At 66.2% G+C, this 13,270-nt stretch carries 13 protein-coding genes; 5 read left to right on the forward strand and 8 right to left on the reverse strand.

Annotated features, from left to right (window positions below):
• Positions 1 to 17 precede the first annotated feature (17 nt).
• Positions 18 to 401 carry a DUF5330 domain-containing protein gene (locus QO014_RS23155; protein ID WP_266351122.1) on the reverse strand — a complete coding sequence of 128 codons (384 nt, stop codon included), beginning with the start codon at positions 399 to 401 and terminating at the stop codon, positions 18 to 20.
• Positions 402 to 735: 334 nt separating this feature from the next.
• Here QO014_RS23155 and QO014_RS23160 point away from each other — a divergent pair, with 334 nt between their 5' ends.
• Genes QO014_RS23160 through QO014_RS23170 form a run of 3 tightly spaced genes read left to right on the forward strand, consistent with a single transcriptional unit; the run spans position 736 to position 3,817 of the window.
• Entirely contained in the window at positions 736 to 2,514 is a 1,779-nt protein-coding gene (locus QO014_RS23160) for an ATP-binding protein (RefSeq protein WP_266351123.1), read from the forward strand.
• Positions 2,507 to 3,439, forward strand: a complete 933-nt coding sequence (locus QO014_RS23165) for a peptidoglycan-binding domain-containing protein (protein ID WP_266351124.1) — start codon at positions 2,507 to 2,509, stop codon at positions 3,437 to 3,439. The genes QO014_RS23160 and QO014_RS23165 overlap by 8 nt, the downstream gene beginning before the upstream one ends.
• A gap of 42 nt (positions 3,440 to 3,481) precedes the next feature.
• Entirely contained in the window at positions 3,482 to 3,817 is a 336-nt protein-coding gene (locus QO014_RS23170) for a DUF1491 family protein (RefSeq protein ID WP_266351125.1), read from the forward strand.
• A gap of 12 nt (positions 3,818 to 3,829) precedes the next feature.
• Here the strand turns inward: QO014_RS23170 and QO014_RS23175 are convergent, their stop codons facing one another.
• Complete coding sequence (locus QO014_RS23175) at positions 3,830 to 5,101, reverse strand: DUF2336 domain-containing protein (RefSeq protein ID WP_266351126.1); 1,272 nt, start codon at positions 5,099 to 5,101, stop codon at positions 3,830 to 3,832.
• 361 nt (positions 5,102 to 5,462) lie between these two features.
• Here QO014_RS23175 and QO014_RS23180 point away from each other — a divergent pair, with 361 nt between their 5' ends.
• On the forward strand, positions 5,463 to 5,642 hold the full coding sequence (locus tag QO014_RS23180; protein WP_266351127.1) for a hypothetical protein: 180 nt from the start codon (positions 5,463 to 5,465) through the stop codon (positions 5,640 to 5,642).
• Between the two features lie 18 nt (positions 5,643 to 5,660).
• Here QO014_RS23180 and QO014_RS23185 read toward each other — a convergent pair whose 3' ends face one another.
• From QO014_RS23185 to QO014_RS23205, 5 genes are all read right to left on the reverse strand, one after another.
• Entirely contained in the window at positions 5,661 to 6,266 is a 606-nt protein-coding gene (locus QO014_RS23185; RefSeq protein ID WP_266351128.1) for a DUF1254 domain-containing protein, read from the reverse strand.
• Complete coding sequence (locus QO014_RS23190) at positions 6,263 to 6,835, reverse strand: DUF1214 domain-containing protein (RefSeq protein WP_266351129.1); 573 nt, start codon at positions 6,833 to 6,835, stop codon at positions 6,263 to 6,265. Before QO014_RS23190 ends, QO014_RS23185 begins: the two co-directional genes overlap by 4 nt.
• Positions 6,836 to 6,904: 69 nt before the next feature.
• The gene (locus QO014_RS23195) at positions 6,905 to 8,041 is read right to left on the reverse strand and encodes a serine hydrolase domain-containing protein (RefSeq protein WP_266351130.1); all 1,137 of its coding nucleotides are present in this window, start codon (positions 8,039 to 8,041) and stop codon (positions 6,905 to 6,907) included.
• A 163-nt stretch (positions 8,042 to 8,204) separates the two neighbouring features.
• Entirely contained in the window at positions 8,205 to 9,434 is a 1,230-nt protein-coding gene (locus tag QO014_RS23200) for an alpha/beta hydrolase (RefSeq protein WP_266351131.1), read from the reverse strand.
• 297 nt (positions 9,435 to 9,731) lie between these two features.
• Complete coding sequence (locus QO014_RS23205; RefSeq protein ID WP_266351132.1) at positions 9,732 to 11,972, reverse strand: transglycosylase domain-containing protein; 2,241 nt, start codon at positions 11,970 to 11,972, stop codon at positions 9,732 to 9,734.
• 100 nt (positions 11,973 to 12,072) lie between these two features.
• Here QO014_RS23205 and QO014_RS23210 point away from each other — a divergent pair, with 100 nt between their 5' ends.
• On the forward strand, positions 12,073 to 12,594 hold the full coding sequence (locus tag QO014_RS23210) for a YcgN family cysteine cluster protein (protein ID WP_266351133.1): 522 nt from the start codon (positions 12,073 to 12,075) through the stop codon (positions 12,592 to 12,594).
• 15 nt (positions 12,595 to 12,609) lie between these two features.
• Here QO014_RS23210 and QO014_RS23215 read toward each other — a convergent pair whose 3' ends face one another.
• On the reverse strand, positions 12,610 to 13,206 hold the full coding sequence (locus QO014_RS23215) for a TetR/AcrR family transcriptional regulator (protein ID WP_266351185.1): 597 nt from the start codon (positions 13,204 to 13,206) through the stop codon (positions 12,610 to 12,612).
• Between the last annotated feature and the right edge of the window lie 64 nt (positions 13,207 to 13,270).

The following is a 13,270-nucleotide window of genomic DNA, read 5'->3' on the forward strand; positions in this document are numbered from 1 at the left end:
GATCTACGTGCGCGCGATCAGGCCTTGTGGCCGTTGGCATCCGGCGCGCGCCAGCCAGGCGCGGCGTCATCCGGGGTCAGCGTGCCGGCCGCGGGCGGCATGGGCGGCGCGCTGGCCGGCGGGGCCGGGAGAGTTGGGGCGGAGAGCTTGCCGTCCAGCGTCTGGTAGAGCAGGGCGACGCCATCGCGCGCCTTGGCACCGAAGGCCTGCAATGCGGCGCCGCCGTTGATGCAGACCTCGGGCTGGCGGTCGCACATGCCCGAGAGATCGGCGATCGCGCCACGGGCGGCGATCAGGGCATCGAGCGCGCTGATGCGCGGGGCCGGCGTGCCCGTGCTCGGATCGCCCGGAATCAGGAGCAGCACGATCGAGAGCCAGAAGGCAGCACGAAGAAGAAACATCGAGATGGCCCTTCGCTACGCAAACAACGCCGGTCAATTGTCGCGACAATCCGCAATCATCAAAGCTCGAATAGCATAAACGGTCAAAATCGAGCTTCAACGCCCCGAGGAAAAATTGAGAGAATTTGGTTACGGTTGCGTAAGCATGACGTAGCGGATCCCGATGGTCGGCCTCCCCCGCCTTTCGTCGTGGTTTGGCCCGCATCTTTAGGGTCCCTTAAGCCGCGGATGCGACCATGCGCTCATGCCGGAGATGTCCATCCGGCAACCGCCCAAGCCGTTGGCCCGTGCCTCTGGCCCAAGGCCGAAACGAGCGTCACTGACTGTGTTGCGTATGACGGTTTCCTTCGAGCCATTGCGGCGGATCATTGACGGGCTGGTGCACGGCTCGGTCAGCCATGACGTGCTCGCCACCATCCGGCATCGCGCCTTCATCTCTGCCCATCTGGCCGCCGGCCTTGCCGCGCTCGCCATGCTGCCCGTCTGGCTCGCGCTCTCCGGCGTGCCGTCGCTTGCCGGCGCCGTGGCTTTCGGTCTGCTGGTCACGCCGCTGCCGATCGCCGCCTTCCTGTCGCGCACCGGGCGCTATGGCGCGGCGCATCTGCTGTCCGCCGTCGCTCTCGTCGGGCTCGTCGCCTGGGTTGGCGCGCTCACGGGCGGACTCGCCTCGCCGGCGCTCGTCTGGCTCGCCATCGTCCCGGCGGAAGCCGCCCTGTCCGGCTCGCGCCCCGTCACCCTGACGGCGGCCGGTCTGGCCGTGTTCGGGCTTCTCGGCCTCGTATCCGCGTCTGTGCTGGGGCTGCTGCCGGCGCCGCTGCCCTCCATGGTCGGCCTCGGTCCGTTCCTGATCGCCAGCGCGATCGTCTATGCCGGCGCGCTCGCCCTGCGGATTGATCGCATCCACCGCGAGACGGAGGCCGCCGCGCGCAAGGGCGAGGGTCGCTACCGGCTGCTCGCCGAGAACGCCACCGATCTCATCACGCGTCACGGCGCGAGCGGCGATGTCGAGTTCGCTTCCCCGGCCGTGCGCGCCGTCATCGGCTGCGCGCCGGCCGAAATCCAGGGGCAGGGCCTGTTCGAGCGGGTCCATGTCGCGGATCGCCCCGCTTATCTGCAGGCGCTGTCAGAGGCCGATCGCACCGGCGAGACGGTTGTCGTCGCGTTCCGCCTGCGCCGCGCCGACGAACAGCCGACCGGCCGCTTCGTCTGGCTGGAAATGCGTTGTCGCCCGGTGATCAATCCCGCCAACGAGCGCCGCTCGGTAGTCGCGGTCATCCGCGACGTCACGGCTTTGCGGGCGCAGGAAGCGGCGTCCCAGGCCGCCTGCGCGGCGGCGGAACAGGCGAACCGGTCGAAGGATCTCTTCCTCGCCAATATGAGTCACGAACTCCGCACGCCGCTCAACGCCATCATCGGCTTTTCCGACATGCTGGAGCAGGAACTGCTCGGCAAGTTCGAGTTCCAGCGCCATCACGATTATGCCCGGCTGATCCATGCTTCCGGCGAGCATCTGCTCGAGGTCGTGAACGGCATTCTCGACATGTCGAAGATCGAGGCAGGCCAGCAGGAGATCACGGCGGAGGCCTTTCCGATCGGCGCGCTGATCGACAGTTCGATCGAGATGATGTCGCATCAGGTCGCGCGCCGCGGGTTGAAGCTCGTGCGTGTCGTCGGGCAGGACCTGCCGGATGTCGTCGCCGACCGCCGCGCCTGCCGCCAAATCCTGCTCAACCTGATCTCGAACGCCGCGAAGTTCACCGATGCGGGCGGCACGATCACCCTTTCCGCGCGCATGGAGCAGGGCGGGCTGGTGCTTCAGGTCAGCGATACCGGCATCGGCATCGCGCCCTCTGAGCTGCCGCGAATCGGCACGCCCTTCATGCAGGCGCAGTCGAGCCGCGATCGCCGCCATGAGGGAACCGGCCTCGGCCTTTCCGTGGTGAAGGGCCTCGTCGCGCTCCATGGCGGAACCTTCGGCATCGAAAGCGAACTCGGCCGTGGCACGACCGTCACCGTTCGTCTCCCCGCACGGATCGAGACGCGGCCGGCCGTGATCATGCCGGTACGCCTGCCGCAATCCGTCTTCAGGGACAGGGAGCGGAAAATTGCCTGAACCGGTGCGACGCAAGCGGCCCGTCACCCGCACCCGTGATGTCTATACCGAGGCGGATGGCCTGTTCGGCCGCCTGACCGACGTTGTGATCGAGAATCCCGTGCGGTCGGGCGGTGTCGTGCTGATCGCGATGGTGCTTGGCGCGATCGTCTCCAATGCCGCCTTCCTGCAGACGGCGCATCATCCCGATCCGTTCTTCGTCACGCGCCCGCCCGCTGCTTCTGCGCCGGCCGCGACAGTGCCACCGGCCCGCACATCGGCGTCCGAGCCTGCGCCCGCCGCTCCGACCGCGCCGGTCGCCGAAGCGGCCAACACCGACCCGCTCCCGGGATTGCCACCGGAGGCCGCCGCGCCGTCGCCGGCCGCCGTGCCCTTGCCCAAGAGCCGCGCGGCGTCTGCCAACGGCAAGGCGGTGGTGAGCAAGGTCGGGGCACCGCGCGCGACCGCGGTGAAGACCGTTCCGGCCACGTCTGCGACTGCGAGCGCAGCGCCTGCCAACATCATTGCCGATACGCAGAGGGCGCTGGCCGCCGCCAAATTCTATGACGGGCCGATCGACGGCATGATGGGCCCGCAGACCAAGGCGGCGATCTCGTCCTTCGAGATGCGGATCGGCCTCATCCCGACGGGACAGCCAAGCCCGCATCTGCTGGAGCAGATGCGCAAGGGCCTGTCGGGCGCCCAATCGAGTGCCGACCCGATCTCGACCGGTTCGATCGACGATCCGGCGACGCGGGCGCGGCTGAAGCGCGTGCAGAGCGCACTCAACGATATCGGCTATGGTCCGATTCCCGTGGATGGGCGCGGCGGTGGCAAGACCGCGACGGCAATCCGCCGCTTCGAGCTCGATAACGGCCTGCCCATATCGGGCCAGGCGACGGATACCGTGGTCGCCAAGCTGGTCATGATCGGCGCCATGAAGTAACCCTGCGACAGACATAGTCTGTCATTGGGCGCGGAGCTTTTCATGCGGGTTACATCGTCGCTCTGGGTCGCGGCCTATATCCGTCGCATTTTCGTCGAAGGCGGCTTCGCTGCGCTGACGCGGCATGGATCGGAGGAGGCGGGGGCGATTTTCGTCGTCGTTGACCGGCTCGACGGCACGGTCGACCTCTACGGCCCGGCACCCCAGACGGCTTTCGACGACGACAAGCCGACGGATCGTCTCTTCACGCTGATGGCCCAACGGATCGATCGACCGACCCTGGTGGAGCGGATGGCGTCCGAGCTGCGCTTCGACCCCGACATCTGGGTGGTCGAGGTCGAGGACCGTGAAGGCCGCTCCCGCCTCGACACCGTCTGAACGCCTGTCCGGTCAGGAGCCGCGCAGGGCTCCCGTGGCGCGTTCGGCGAGCGGCTCCGCCGCGCGGCGCTCCGCCTCTGGCCTCGTGTCGCGCCGAAGCTCCATATCGGCGAAGAGCGGCTGATGACCCCTACGGGCTGGCTCCGCACCGTGACGCCAGAAATCGACCAGGCGCGAGGCGGCGGAGCGGTCGGCGCCGGCATGAAGCTCTGCCAGGCGGCCAAAGGTCTCGACGGCCGCGCTGATGGCAGGATTGGCGAAGAGCAGCACCTGCTGGGCCTCCGCGTCGTCGAGGCCAATCGCCTTCAACAGGATGACCAGAGCCTCGCCGGACGGATCGTCCATGAGCGCCGTCACAGCGTCGCGATCCAGCCGCAAGCCGGTGGAAAGCGCCGTGATGAGCTGGTCGCGCTGCTTCTGCCGTGCGAGCAGCGTGACGCGTGCACCGCTCAGGGCGGCGCGGAAGGCGTGATCGGCGTCGATCGCGGCCGAATGGCGACTCGGGGCCGGCGCGCTGCCGGAGAGACGCAACAAAACAGCCAGACGGCCCGGCGGGTCGAGCGCGAGAAATGCCTCCATGTCGGGCAGCGTTTCCGCAGATTTCTCGCCCGGCGCAGCCGGCTCCGGTGGCATCACGCTGACGGTGGGTGCTGGTGCAGCGGGCGGCGTCGCTTTTGGTGGTGCAACAGGCGCAGGCTTTGCCCGGTTGGAGCCGGCAGTAATCGTTTCAGTTGCAGGCTTTGAAGCGGGAAGCGGAATCTCCCGACTGGCGAGCGACTGCATCTCATGGCCGAGCGCAGCGGTCATGGCCCGCGCCACCGAATAGACTTCGCGCGCCTCTGCGATTGCCGGAGCAGCGGCGAGAAGCGTCTGGGTCTGTGGCGCCGGCGCGATCGGGGACGGCTGTTCGACTTTGGCGATGGGCGTATCGCTGGCGGGCACGAACCTTTCTGGCGCAGGCGCGCCAAGCGATTCGCTGCTCGGAGCCGGTCCCGGCTCCCCGACGACCCGAGTCGGTGTCGGGGGATAATGCGCGACGAGCTGCAAGGTCTCAGGATCGCCAGTCAGCCTCAGGGCGGCGACGATGGCGGGCGAAAGATCGGCGCGCGAGGCGATGACGCGATGGTGGGCTGTTCCCGTCGCGGCCATGATCGCCAGCCAGTCGAACTCGGACAGGACCGGCGTTCGCTTCAGGATCGGCGCCGCGATCTCGATCAGATCCTTGGCGAGCAGCCGCAGGACGGAGATGGGCACGTCGGGATGGCGTGCCAGACGTTCGGCCACGAAGGCGCGATCGGCGGGCGTCACCTTGGTGAGAAAATGAGTCGCAAGTTCTTCGAAACGCCGGATCCCATCGGGATCGTGTTTCGCCTCAAGGACAAATAGATCCGCTGTCGCTCGAAGAAGAGCGGCGTCCCGGCTTTGCTGGTTCGACACGGCCATGGCCATCAGACCATCCGAAGGAAATGAGGGATGCATGATCACGCGGTACCAGGAGAGCGAAGGGCTCGGGCCGCATTCTTGCCGACAAGTCGTTAGCGGACTGTTAACCTTGCTCGGCGGTTAATAGTTTTCGTGAAGTTGAGAGCGTCCGCCGGACAGTAGGGGCGTCGATCCAGTCAGACGGATCTCCTTGGAGGTCGCGATGGCAGTGATACTGGCATTTTCGACGGCGGGGCGCCGACGCGCCCGGCCGGTCAGGAGCGGCGAGCGCAGGGGCGAGATCGTCTTCTTCTCCGGCGTGCGGATCGATCGTTCACCGACCCGGACAGATCCACCTTCGCCCAAGCAGACGCGCGCGCCGAAGCCTGGCCGCAGCTTCTGATCTTGAGGCTTGGTCGCGCTAAGGGGCGTCCGTATCGGGCTCGACGGTTGGTGCCGGAGCGGGTGGGGGTGCCGGCGCCTTCACGTCGGCCGAGCAATTCGCGGCCCGCAGCGCCGCTTCGGCGCCTGGCAGCAACGTGGGATCGGCGACAAAGGCGCGGATCAGCGCAAATCCACGGCTGATCGGCACTTCGATCACGATCGATTGTTCCAGCGCGGGGATCGGATTCTCGCGCAACTGCACCAGTTGGACCGGCGTCGCGATGACGAGGTCGATATCGCTGCGCTCGGCGGTGCGGTCGTTCAGGCTGTAGACATTGCTGCCGCGCCGGTTGAACACCGCGATCGACCAGAAATCGTCGGGCATGTCGGCCTTGATGCGGATCGGCCCATTCTCCAGCGAGAACCGGCAGACCGCCGTCGCCATGCGCGGGTCGAGATAGGGCAGCGGCTCTGTCCCCGGCTCCGACATTGGCAGGACATGGAAGGCGCCATCAGGCCCGAAGCGGCCCATGGACGTCCAGGCGTCACGATCGGCGAAATCCGGCACCAGCAGGATCACCACGATATGGATGATGCCGCCGAGGATCAGGCCACCGAGCGCGAAGAGCAGGCCGCGAATCATGAGCAGGACACCCTCTCGATCGAGGGCAGGATGGCATCGCCTACGCCGCCGCTGGTGAGCGGCGTGTCGTAGATCCTGAGCACGAGGCGGAGCGCGCGGTCGGTCTCGACCGGCAGCCAATTGCCGGGTTCGACATGAGGCGAAACCTGGATGACGAAGCTGCCATCCTCGCGGCGCAGGATCTCGCGCGAATGGAAGCCGGTCCGGTTGGCCGGGTTCTCCATGAGATGCCCATCGCCATCATAGGCGGTGAGCGTCCAGAGCCGCGCAGCCGGCGTCTGGCCGACGATGCGGTAGCTGCACCGTCCCGAAAGGCGCGCGCCGTTCCGGTCCGCCTCGGCGGTGAAGGCGAGCCCTTCGCCGGAGCCGAGCGGCACCTCGCCGGAGCGGGCCAGCATCGCCTCGGTATAGGGATCGGCATTGGCGCTGCCGGAATCTGGCCAAGCCGTCCATTCGCCGCGCGTGACGGCGCCGAACAGGCGATCGCGATCGAGCACGATGACCGCCGAGCCGAAGCCGACGACCGCGGCAATCAGGATGGCGATGGCTAGATCGATCAGCAGTCGCAAATCATGGCCTCGATTGGGGGCAGCCGGACCATAGCGCGTGGGCGGGCCGGGCGCTATCGGCAGCCCGCATCAGCCATAGACCGCGGCGCGGATCGCATCCGGATAGGCGCCGTTGACGCCGGCGACTGCCGTATTCGAGAAGCCGACGACCGAGAGCTTGCGCGCCGGATCGACGAACCAGGAATGGCCATAGACGCCGCCCCATTGCCAGCTTCCCGGCGAAAAGGGCGACTGGCTGGCGGCCGGGTCGATCGTGATCGACCAGCCGAGGCTGAACCCGCGCCCCGGCACGCCGGTATCGAAGGTGCCGATCGCGTTTTCCGACAGGAGCTTCACACCGGAAAGCGAGACGATCGGGGCGCCACCCTTTCGGATCGTTTCGAGGAAGCGAAGGAAGTCGGGTGCGCTGCCCGCCATGCCGGCGCCGCCCGAGGGGAATGAGGTCGGGTCGAACAGGCGGCCCGGCGAGAAGATCAGCGCACCGTCCTTGCCCTCGACGCGCTGCGGCTCCGTCATCGGCGTCGGCCGTGGCTTGCCATCGGCATAGGCTGTAGCGAGGCGATCGAGCGCGGTCACCGAAAAGGCGGTATCGGCGAGGCCGAGCGGCCGCGTCACCTGTTCCGCGACGATATCGGGCAGGGTCTTGCCGATCGCCTGCTCGAGCAGGCCGCCGAGCACGTCGATCGCCACCGAATAGCGCCAGGATGTGCCCGGCGCGAACATCAGTGGCACGGCAGCGATCTTCTCCAGGTTCTCGGCCATGCCCCGTCCCGGCATGCTCAGGCCCTCGGAGATATCGGCGCCGGCGTCATAGCCGTATTGCAGGCCGCTGGTGTGGGAAAGCAGATGGCGGATCGTGATGACCGGCTCGGTGCCGTCGATCAGGCGTGGGCGGAACTGCGGCAGATATTTCGTGACCGGGTCGTCGAGCGCGATCTTTCCGGCGTCGACGAGCGCAAGCGTCGCCACGGCGACCATCGGCTTGGTGACAGAGGCGAGGCGGAAGATGGTGTCCTCGGTGACCAGCCTGCCGGCCTCCCGATCGGCATGGCCAGCGGCGCGGCGATAGACGATCTCGCCATTCTCCGCCACCATCACCACCGTTCCGACGATGCGTTCCTCGGCGATTGCCGCGTCGATGACGGCATCCAGCCGGGCGGCGCGCGCGTCCTGTTCGGCGAAGGGGATTGTCGAGGCGGCAGTCATGGAGATCGCTCCGGAGGATGTGTCGGACTGGGCTGCATGGTTAGCAAGTCGGAAGGGCGGGTGCCACGAATTTGATAAGGCGGGGCATGTTGGCGCGCCGACAAGTCCGGCTGTGCCATGACGTCCTCCGAAACGCAGATTGGTGCGTCGGTCCGCCGCCGGCCTAGTTGGCCGGAGGCGTGGCCGCTACCTGCGCACCGTTTGGCTTTCCGATCACGCGCCAGAAGGGGCGGTGAATCTCGACCACGGGGCGGCGCGGGTCGCCCGTCTTCAGGCGGTCGCGGATCAACGCGACCAGATCGTCACGCACGGCCGGATTCGACAGGAAATAGCTGTGTCCGATCAGGCCCGCATGTCCGTCGAACTCGATGAAGTCGATGAATTCGGCGAGCTGCGCGCTGTTCGCCTGCGCGAAGGGCTTGTTCAGGGCCATTTTCGGCAGGCTGATCTGTCCGAGGCGAGCGGTACTGCCGAAGAGTCGCCGCGATATGCCGAGCGCGCGATCCTTGGGCGAGGAATAGACCGTGAGGTGGAAGAAGCCTTGCGGCAGCACCTCCGACGGGCGAGCCGTCAGGCCATAGGGCAGATCGGGGTCCGACCCCAGGCCGAACATCTTCGTCGTCGCGACGTCGAGGTCGATGTCGGCCGCAAACAGCACGACATTGTTGACCTTGTATTTCTCGGAGAGCGAGGAGCGGGTGATATAGGCTTCGATGCCGAGCTGCTGCAGCGCGGAAGCGAGCACATCGGCCCCACGGCTATGCGCGATGAAGTGCACGCGCTCGACACCGGGCGTCTCGGTGATGATGCGGATCGCCTTCTTCATGTCGGCAACGGCGAACTCGCCGGATTCACGGTCGACATTATAGCCCATGAAGGCACCGCCAGAGCCGCCGGCCGGCCATGTCAGAGCGACGCAGACGAATTCATTGTCGAGCGAGTTGCAGATACTGCCCGTTTTCTCGACCGCATCGTCGAATTCATTGGCGTAGCCGTGGATGAAGAAGACGACCTCCTTCCGCGGCACCTTTTTCAGCATGCGCGAGACTTCGCCGCGAAGCCCGGCCGCAGCACGCTCATGCGCAGCCACGGCAGCGGCCGTGCGCTGCACGCCATCGCCGACGACCTGCATCGGATAGGGGCTCGCCGGGAACTGCCCGAGCTCCGTCACCTTTTCGATCGCGATGTCCTCGGACACCTTGTGGCCGGTCCCCTTGACGTCGAGGGCGACGGTGCCGAAGCTCATCGCCTTCGAACGTTTGGCGCTGTAGGTGAGCGATCCGTCCGGTTTCGTCTCCGGCGCGCGGTCGGTGACATAGATGATGTTGATCGTCTCGGCCGCCAACTTTGCAGCGGCGGCGGCCGAGTTGGCTTCGGCTGGAGCGTCGCGCAATGCGCCGCTCGTGGAGCAGGCGGCAAGGATCGCCAGGCAAACAAGGCTTGCCGCGAGCCCGATCAGGGACCGACGTCTGGATCCGTGTGTCATGCTGAACCGAATAGCCCCCCGTCCGGCGGGAGCCGATCGAAACCGGCCTAGACGACCCATTTCAGCCCCCACGCCAAAGTGCACGTCCGCCTGCCCGAAACAATAGAGCAGGTGGCCCGGCGGGCCGGGAATCGTCTCCATCTGTTCCGGAGATGCGTTTGGCGTTACCCGACGATGAATGGCGTGGCGGCAAACGGGCGTCCGTTAGCCGCCGCTCGTATCCGAGGGCTCAAGGGCGACGGTCTTGAGCGGCTTCAGCGGCGGGGCTTCGTCGAACAGCTTTTCCAGCGCGATCAGTTGCGCCGTCGTCTTCGATGAAAGCGACAGCGGGGCAGTGCCGCCATCGGCGGACGCGATGGCCGGTGCCGGGCGTTCGCCATCCGAGGGGCTGCCTTCGAGGCCCGGGATCGGCTTCAGCTCGATGCCGCTATGGGCGTAGGTCATCACCCGGTTCCAGGTCTGCGCCGGCAGCGAGCCGCCGGTCATCTGGTTGGTGGAGGTGAAGTCGTCATTGCCGAACCAGACGCCACCGACGAAATTGCCGGTGAAGCCCATGAACCACGCATCGCGGTAGGCGTTCGTCGTGCCGGTCTTGCCGGCGGTCTTGATGCCCTGCAATTTCGCGGCCCGGCCGGTGCCGCGCTCAGGGACCTGGCTCAGCATGTAGTTCATCATGCCGATCGTCTTCTCGTCGAGCACGCGTTCGGGCGGGCCGACATCGCGCTTGCGATCGAAGATCGTCTCGCCTTCGCTATTGATGATCTGCGTGAAGGCATAGGGTTTGGCGCGGAAGCCGCCATTGGCGAAGACGGAATAGGCGCCCGTCATGTCGACGACCGTCACCTCGGTCGCGCCCAGCGGCAGCGATTTCGAGTTCACGATATTGGTCGTGATGCCCATCTTGTGCGCCAGCGCGATGATGTTCTCGCGGCCGACCGCACCGGCGAGCCGGACTGCGACGGTGTTCAGCGAATGGATCAGCGCCGTGGTGAGCTGGATATTGCCCATATAGCGGCCGCCGTAATTCTTCGGCGACCAGTTGCCGATCGAGATCGGCGCATCCTTGACGATGCTCTCGGGCGTGTAGCCCTTGAGCACGGCAGCCGTGTAGACGAAGGGCTTGAATGACGAGCCCGGCTGGCGGAGCGCCCCGGTCGCGCGGTTGAACTGGCTTTCGCCATAATCGCGCCCGCCCACCATGGCGCGCACGGCGCCGTCGGGTTCGGCGATGACCATGGCCGCCTGCGTGACGCGATAGCGCTCGCCGGATTCGCGCAGTGCGTTCTCGATCGCGTCGTCGGCGACGTTTTCGAGGTTCATGTCGACGGTGGAACGCACGACGAGGCTGCGATTGCCGTCGGGAACCTGCTTCTTCACCTCCTCGAACGCCCAATCGAGGAAATAGTCCGGCGAGGTGTCGCTGGCGATGCGCACGACGTCGGCGGGCTTGCGCCGCGCGCCGAGCACCTGGCCCTCGGTCATGAAGCCCGCCTGGACCATGTTGGTCAGCACTTCATTGGCGCGGGCACGCGCCGCCGGCAGGTTGATATGCGGCGCATATTTCGTCGGTGCCTTGTAGAGCCCGGCGAGCATGGCGGATTCGGCGAGGTTCAGGTCGGTGACCTTCTTGCCGAAATAGAACTCGGATGCCGCAGCGGCGCCGAAATTGCCACCGCCCATATAGGCGCGGTCGAGATAGAGCTGCAGGATATCGTGCTTGGAGAGGTTGCTCTCCAGCCACATGGCGAGGAAGGCTTCCTTGATCTTGCGGTCGATCGTCCGCTCGTTCGAGAGAAAGAGGTTCTTCGCGAGCTGCTGCGTGATCGACGAGCCGCCCTGGACCACCGCATTGGAGCGCAGGTTCTCGAACAGGGCGCGGAACGTGCCGAACACGTCGATGCCGAAATGCGTGTAGAAGCGCCGGTCCTCGGTCGCGAGCGTCGCCTTGATCAGGCTGTCGGGCATGTCCTCGAGCGGCACGGCGTCGGAATGGCGCACGCCGCGCTTGCCGATCTCGGTGCCGTTGCGGTCGAGGAAGGTGACGGAATAGTCGGACTGCGCCAGCCAATCCTGCCTGGTCGCTTCGAAGGCGGGCAGGGCGAGCGCGAGCATCAGCACGCCGGCGCCGGCGCCGACCGTCAACCCGTCACCAATGATCTCGATCGGCGCCCGGCGAAGGCCAGTGACGCGGAAGCGCCGCGTGAAGCGCGACAGCGCCTCGGTCGCCTCGACCAGTGCCGTCCAGATGTTGAAGAGCGCGCTATCGATATAGGCATCGATCTCGATCAGGCGGATCTTGCGCGGCTCCGCTGGTGGTTCGGGCGACTTCTCGATCCGCGCCGTCGTCGTGTCCCCGGTACCATCCTGGCGACGAAACGGCCAGCGCGCGGCGATCCGCGATTGCTGCGCGGCCAGCCAATCCCAAACCCGGTCGAGACGCGTCATCGAGAACTGTTCCAATCAGCCGATGAAAACTGCTAGGACGAGCCCGTTTCTGGCCGATTGCCGAGGGATACGCAATCACCTTGAAGGATAAGCAATCTCGATGACCGCGCAAGAAGACGACGCGCCGTCGCGCCTGACCAATGAGGCCGCCAATGCGCCCGGGTCGGCCGAGCCGTTCTGGAAGCGTCTGACGCTCGAGGAAATGAGCACGAGCGAGTGGGAATCGCTCTGCGATGGCTGCGCGCGATGCTGCCTGAACAAGCTCGAGGATTGGGACACCGGGGAGATCGTCTGGACCGCGATCGCCTGCGAATTGCTCGACGACGACAGCTGCCGCTGCTCCGATTATCCGAACCGCCATGTGAAGGTGCCGGATTGCATTCCGCTCGATCCCGCCACGGTGCGCTCCATCACCTGGCTGCCGCCGACCTGCGGCTACCGCCTGATCGCGGAGGGCCGAGACCTTTATTGGTGGCATCCGCTGGTCTCGGGTGACCCCGAAACGGTGCACGAGGCGGGAATTTCGGTCTCCGGCCGAACGGTGAGCGAGGCCGATATTCCGGTTGAGGAATATGAGGACTTTGTCGTCATGTGGCCGGGGGAAGATCCGGGCGCCGACTGATCTGGCAGGGTGCGATCAAGAAGCCTCTCCCCGCGCCGATTGGACGTCGGCCCCGCCTTTGAGCTCCGGCACGCGTGCCAACAGCATCCGGCAATAATCAGGCGTCAGCTCGCCATGGCCGAAGAGCACATGGTACATGATGGGCCCGATGACACGGTCTACCAGGTCATCGACATCGAATGGCACTTCGCCTCGATGCGCGGCTCGGTCGGCGATCATCTGTAGTTGCTCATAGGTGAAGTTCGCGCACTGGCAAGCATTGCCTTCCGATATGTTGATCAGCACGTCGCGCAACATCGCGCGGCCCACTGCCGACGACATCTCCTCCATATATTGGACAACCCAGGCCTCCAGATCGCCGGCTGTCGACCCCGTGTCGAGCGGTTCGGCGACTGGGCGCAGGCGTTCCACGGCGACGTCGCCCAGGAGCTCGGAAAGGTCGCCCCAGCGCCTGTAGATCGTCGATGGCGTCACGCCGGCGCGCGCCGCAATCAGCGGAACGGTCAACTCGGCGCGATCAATTTCGGCTGACAACTCCCTGACGGCGTCATGCACCGCTGCCTGGATCCGCGCGCTGCGGCCGCCGACGCGTATCCGTTCCTTGACCGCCATATCCATTCTCCCATCCGCCCAGGCATCTCGATCCGGGATCTGTCCCGGACCGTCAATGCGCCTT

It is taken from the genome of Kaistia dalseonensis (assembly GCF_030814715.1).
In the GTDB taxonomy this organism is placed as follows: domain Bacteria; phylum Pseudomonadota; class Alphaproteobacteria; order Rhizobiales; family Kaistiaceae; genus Kaistia; species Kaistia dalseonensis.

What these genes read in the sequence shown, in the direction of transcription:
- QO014_RS23195 (WP_266351130.1), bottom strand. Translation starts at nt 8,041, where the DNA reads ATGACTGCCGCCTCGACAATCCCCTTCGCCGAACAGGACGCGCGCGCC.
- QO014_RS23185 (WP_266351128.1), bottom strand. Translation starts at nt 6,266, where the DNA reads ATGATTCGCGGCCTGCTCTTCGCGCTCGGTGGCCTGATCCTCGGCGGC.
- QO014_RS23160 (WP_266351123.1), top strand. Translation starts at nt 736, where the DNA reads ATGACGGTTTCCTTCGAGCCATTGCGGCGGATCATTGACGGGCTGGTG.
- QO014_RS23180 (WP_266351127.1), top strand. Translation starts at nt 5,463, where the DNA reads ATGGCAGTGATACTGGCATTTTCGACGGCGGGGCGCCGACGCGCCCGG.
- QO014_RS23155 (WP_266351122.1), bottom strand. Translation starts at nt 401, where the DNA reads ATGTTTCTTCTTCGTGCTGCCTTCTGGCTCTCGATCGTGCTGCTCCTG.
- QO014_RS23215 (WP_266351185.1), bottom strand. Translation starts at nt 13,206, where the DNA reads ATGGCGGTCAAGGAACGGATACGCGTCGGCGGCCGCAGCGCGCGGATC.
- QO014_RS23210 (WP_266351133.1), top strand. Translation starts at nt 12,073, where the DNA reads ATGACCGCGCAAGAAGACGACGCGCCGTCGCGCCTGACCAATGAGGCC.
- QO014_RS23205 (WP_266351132.1), bottom strand. Translation starts at nt 11,972, where the DNA reads ATGACGCGTCTCGACCGGGTTTGGGATTGGCTGGCCGCGCAGCAATCG.
- QO014_RS23170 (WP_266351125.1), top strand. Translation starts at nt 3,482, where the DNA reads ATGCGGGTTACATCGTCGCTCTGGGTCGCGGCCTATATCCGTCGCATT.